The sequence below is a fragment of the Vibrio fujianensis genome, assembly GCF_002749895.1.
GTDB classification, from domain to species: Bacteria; Pseudomonadota; Gammaproteobacteria; order Enterobacterales; family Vibrionaceae; genus Vibrio; species Vibrio fujianensis.
On the sequence record NZ_NBUS01000054.1, the window covers coordinates 312,332 to 317,340 of the forward strand.

Below are 5,009 nucleotides of genomic sequence, written 5' to 3' on the forward strand. Positions count from 1 at the left end.
TCTCTCTTTTGCTGCGATGCTTGGAGGGATGGCAATCACTAATGCCAAGTTAGGTGCCGCTCATGGTTTGGCTTCGGCATTAGGTGGAAAGTTAGATGCACCACATAGTGTCATTACCGCGCGTTTGGCCCCTTATGTGATGCGTGAAAATATTAACGCTGCCAAGCAAGAGAAGCGTCATGATATTATGCAGCGTTATTATCGAATTTCACAAATATTAACCAAGCGAAAAAATGTCAATATTGAGGATGGGATACTTTGGGTACAAATGATGTTAGACAAACTGAAGTTACCGACTCTCGCTCAATTTGGTGTTTGTACTACCTCATTTGAACAAGTTGCGCAAGATACGTTACGTTCTCAAGCCATAAAAGGAAATCCGCTTCCTCTAACGCATGCACGTTTAGTCTATATTTTACGTCAGGTTTGTTCTTGTGATGAAGTAGGAAAAGCGAGAGTTGAGGTGGTTGCTGATGAGGTTAAAATGCAAGTGATAGAAGAAGATATATTGGCACAAGGAAGTGAATTAAACCCTTAATGCTTGCTGTCTCTCAAATAGGCGGCGGTTAGGGGTGCCGTTGAGTGGTAAGTTAATTGCTAGCGCCATTGATAAATCAGCCTTTTGGTATCCTAAACCTTGCCAATCTCATTGCAGTTTCAAGTCAGGAGCATCGGGTAAAATAAAAACGGAGTATAAGCCTCCGTTTTTATTTGCGATGATTTAAAATTGCGATAACTTATCGTAGCGAGAATCTTTCAATACTTCTTTTACTCGTTTTAGGTTTTCACGAAACCCCGAGCCTCGTCGGAGTGTAAATCCTGTTGCCAGCACATCAATCACGGTCATTTGTACCACTCGGCTTGCCATTGGCATGTAGACATCAGTATCTTCCGGGACATCTAAACAAATTGATAATGAGCTTGCTTTATCAAGTGGTGAATCTTTGGCCGTAATCGCAATGACAGTCGCTCCATTTTCACGAGCGAGGTTTGCGATCTCCACTTGGCTTTTCGTCCGCCCGGTATGTGAAATTAAGACAATTACATCATTATCGGTGCAGTTGATACAGCTCATGCGCTGCATCACGATATCTTCAAAGCAAGTAATGGGGATATTAAACCGAATAAACTTGTTTTGTGCATCACGAGCAACGGAAGAGGAGGCTCCCAGTCCAAAGAAAGATATTCTTTTAGCTTGAGTGAGAAGATCGACTGCGCGATTAATTTGCATCGGGTCGAGACTATTTTTGGCGACATCTAAACACGCCATGGTTGATTCGAAAATCTTATGCGTATAAGCATCTGGGCCATCATCTTCTTCGACGTTTCGGTTTACATAAGGAGTACCGTTGGCCAAACTTTGGGCGAGATGAAGTTTAAAGTCAGGAAAGCCTTTTGTATCTAAACGGCGGCAAAAGCGATTTACAGTCGGTTCACTCACATCGGCCATTTTTGCCAGCGTGGCAATGCTGGAATGAATGGCGGTTTGTGGCGACGCCATAATCACTTCGGCGACTTTACGTTCCGACTTGCTAAAGTTTTCCAGATTTTTTTGGATTTTTTCTAATGTATTCATAGTGTTCACGCGGGCCTAGAGAACAACTCGTTGGTTTATTGCTTGTGTCTGTTTAGGGGAGAGAAACAAACCATTTCTAAGACGACACAGGCACCAACGCCATTGTGTGAGTATAAACCGAAGTCATCGTAATTCAGAAACGAAACACACAATCAATTGATAAGAATATGACAAGCCTCAAACTAAATTTTATAAAAACTACAGTTTTAGTGATTAATAAGCCGAGAATAAGTACATTCATGGCTTATTATGGTGGACAAATTACAGCAAACAGAAAGAAATTTTCATTTTTTCTTTCTGTTTAGTAAATATGCCTCATCGATAGGATTGCGTTACTGTGTCGCAATTTGCTGACAATACTGATTGATTTGCTCGAGCAAGAGGGGAGCATAGGTTGTCGCAATGTCTCTTTGTTCTTGCAGTATCGATTGTAAAATATCGTGTGTCGTTAAGGGGTTTGCTAATACAACCCGAAAAACTAGGGTATCCAAATGTTCCCAACTCAGGGGATTTAGACGAGTTCTTGAAACAAAAGATTTACCCATTTCTCTTTGTTTTTTCTGAATAAATTTTGTTAACTCATTGAGTAACTGATTCAAGTGTGTTTTTTCTGGTAAAGATATCGTTGTTCGTATGTTTTTGACTGGTTTGGGTAGATAGCGATAAGTTAGCAGGCAAAGCTCGGGTTGTGAAACAAGCTCAAAGTCGGGTTGTTGTTCAATCAGTGAGCTAAAATATTTTGCCTTTTCAATGCTTTGATCGATAAGTAGTTGGTAGCCAGCGCGGCTAATTATGTGCATGCTGGCATAAACGAGCATCGCCATACCAGAGCGAGAGCCTTCTAAGGTGTGGCTACCGAGATCTTTTGATCCTTGGCGTAGAATATATTGTGCGTGATGCTCTATCACTTTCATGGCATTGGGATTTTTAAATAATACCATGCCAGCACCCATTGGAATATACAGCTGCTTATGTGCATCAATGGTCACTGAGTCTGCTAATTCGATTCCGTCAAGCAAGTGGCGATAAGTTTTTGACATTAAAGTCGCCCCTCCCCATGCAGCATCGACATGAAAGTGGCAGTGTTCAATTCGGCAGATACGAGCAATATCATGTAGTGGATCGATATGCCCTGTTTCGGTTGTACCGGCCACGCCGATCACAGCAAAAGGATGAATTCTCTGTGCTTTTAGCATTTGAATCTTAGATTGCAGATCGATAGGGCATAAGCGGTTATTTTCATCTGTACGTACGGCTACTAGCCCATCTTGGCCGATACCTAATATGTCGGCTGCTTTTTTGAGTGAGTAGTGTCCACGTTCAGAAACCAAAATGGCTAACCCTTGATAGCCATAATGCTGCATCGCCTTATATAGGCCTTCTTTTTCAACCCCGGTAAAATGATCTCGTGCTTTTAGTGCATTATTACGGGCGACCCATAAAGCGGTAATGTTGGCAACCGTTCCTCCTGAACAAAAAGCTCCGAGTGAATGATCAGCACTGTGCATCCATTGCTGATAAAAATGGTCTGGTTGGGTGTAAATGAGTCGATGCAGCATACCTAGCACTTGCCGTTCAAGAGGGGTAAATGCTTTAGATGTTTCAATTTTAACGAGGTTTTGGTTTAAAGCGATCATGATTTTTGACAACGGCATCAAAAAATAAGGTAAAGCCGAAGTCATATGGCCGATAAAACTTGGCGAGGCAGTATGTACTGACTGGGCGACCAAGGTATCCATCAGATGTTGAGTGTGATCAGAGACAAATGTTGGAGCTTCGGGAATGTGCGGATTCGAGAAGTCCTTCTCTATTTCTTTGAGTGGTTTTTCTTCCGCGACAATATGCTCGCGCAGAAATAGGTTTAAATTACGTGACAGTTCTGCCTCAATACGAGTCAGGGTTGAATCGGGCCCTTCTGGAACTGTAAAGATGCGCAGAAGGTTATCAAAGCTTACATCCGCTGTTTTGTATTCTGGTGCCATACCGTGTCGTTATATTATTAGCTGTCGATCTCTTCAAGCGAAACAATCTAAACGAAAATGAAACCAATGTCCCGCCTTTATTCGTTTAGATTTGACGTGATACTCGAGGTAACAAAGTGAGCATGACCACAATTTATAAGCAATGAATGTTATAAGCAATGAATGCGTTCCGCTTTGGCGATTGCTTGATTATATCGATTGAGTACGGGTTCGATCTGCTTAGGGTGGCTGAGTAACTCGGCAAAAGCGGAACGTAATTGATAATTTTTTTCGTGTGGTTTGTTTTGACGATCATCGAACGTTGTTTTCGCGCTGAGACCTAACTCATCATCGCGAGTGGCGAGTTGCTTTATCTCTTGTTGCTCTAGTTTGAGCCAAGATTCTATCGGTTGTGAAGTGGCCACTTTCTCAGGTTGATGTTGAAGGTAATAGCGTACCGCCGTGCGATTTAATTCAAAATGGTGCTGGCGTCCCGTTAGAAACCATTGGCTGACGTCAGCTAGATCTGGATATTTTTCTGCTGTGATTGTGGCGAGATCTTGATACCAAGCCAAAGATGCATCAATGTAAGCATCGTACTTTTGAGCGAGGCATTGATTGTCGGCTGCCGTGGCAGTCATTGAGCTGGCCGCGGCCAGCAGCAAAGTGACAATAGAGCGTTTCATAGCAAAATGATTCCTTGTGAGACGGTATAGTTTACCCCTTAATTGGGCTTATTATGTGATATTGGTGTTGCATTGAGCTTAAATATGTTTTCTTATTGTAAATGATGCGTTGGTTTATTCCTGCGATCTAGCTTGCAAGAGAGACAAAAAACAGCATAAATACAGGCACTAATAAGCTCAAAATAAAACCACTGACGATCGCCACAGGCACGCACCTTACTCCACCTGTGGTTTGAATAATAGGGAGAGTAAAATCCATCGCAGTTGCACCCGCATAGCCGATTGAGGTACATGGTTTACGGCCAATCAGCATTGGGATTAACACGAGAGAAACAAGCTCTCGACTCAACTCAATAAGAAAAGAGGCTCCACCATAAACTGGGCCGAAGGCATCCCCCATCAGTATCCCAGATAACGAATACCAGCCAAATCCGGATGCCATGGCTAATCCGTGGTAAAGCGGAATATGGAGGATAAGGGCCGCGATCGCTCCACCAATCCAGCAAGTTATAATAACGACGGCAGCGATAATCATGCCATGTTTATTAAGGAGAATTTGTTTGAGTGTTAACCCACTGTTTCGTAGTTGAACACCAATAAAAAAAAGTAAAACGAATAGAATCCATTCGCTAGTTTTCTCTACCCAAGAAAGATCAAAATTTAGTAACACTCCTATCGCAAGGCCACCACCGACCACCAAAATGAGTTTCAATGATTCTAACGCCATACTTGATAGGGGGAGTTTGGTGTGTGTGGTTTGGGTATCGAGGGGTAACCATTTATCAA

4 protein-coding genes and 1 pseudogene are annotated in these 5,009 nt (G+C 42.5%); 1 reads left to right on the forward strand and 4 read right to left on the reverse strand.

Features of this window, described 5'->3' with window-relative positions; genetic code table 11:
* A pseudogene (locus B7C60_RS19530) lies at window positions 1-440 on the forward strand (dehydroquinate synthase/iron-containing alcohol dehydrogenase family protein); the annotation flags it as partial.
* A 281-nt stretch (window positions 441-721) separates the two neighbouring features.
* On the opposite strand, the gene B7C60_RS14520 reads toward B7C60_RS19530, so the two are convergent.
* The 4 genes from B7C60_RS14520 to B7C60_RS14535 all read right to left on the reverse strand — a co-directional run.
* On the reverse strand, window positions 722-1,576 hold the full coding sequence (locus B7C60_RS14520; protein WP_099612275.1) for a MurR/RpiR family transcriptional regulator: 855 nt from the start codon (window positions 1,574-1,576) through the stop codon (window positions 722-724).
* A 332-nt stretch (window positions 1,577-1,908) separates the two neighbouring features.
* Complete coding sequence (panP, locus tag B7C60_RS14525; RefSeq protein ID WP_099612276.1) at window positions 1,909-3,558, reverse strand: pyridoxal-dependent aspartate 1-decarboxylase PanP; 1,650 nt, start codon at window positions 3,556-3,558, stop codon at window positions 1,909-1,911.
* A gap of 149 nt (window positions 3,559-3,707) precedes the next feature.
* Complete coding sequence (locus B7C60_RS14530; RefSeq protein ID WP_099612277.1) at window positions 3,708-4,223, reverse strand: hypothetical protein; 516 nt, start codon at window positions 4,221-4,223, stop codon at window positions 3,708-3,710.
* Window positions 4,224-4,350: 127 nt separating this feature from the next.
* A partial coding sequence (locus tag B7C60_RS14535; protein WP_245869506.1) for a LysO family transporter occupies window positions 4,351-5,009 on the reverse strand: 659 nt, incomplete at its 5' end.

Coding starts and splice junctions, on each gene's coding strand:
- B7C60_RS14520 (WP_099612275.1), bottom strand. CDS start 1,576: ATGAATACATTAGAAAAAATCCAAAAAAATCTGGAAAACTTTAGCAAG.
- panP (WP_099612276.1), bottom strand. CDS start 3,558: ATGGCACCAGAATACAAAACAGCGGATGTAAGCTTTGATAACCTTCTG.
- B7C60_RS14530 (WP_099612277.1), bottom strand. CDS start 4,223: ATGAAACGCTCTATTGTCACTTTGCTGCTGGCCGCGGCCAGCTCAATG.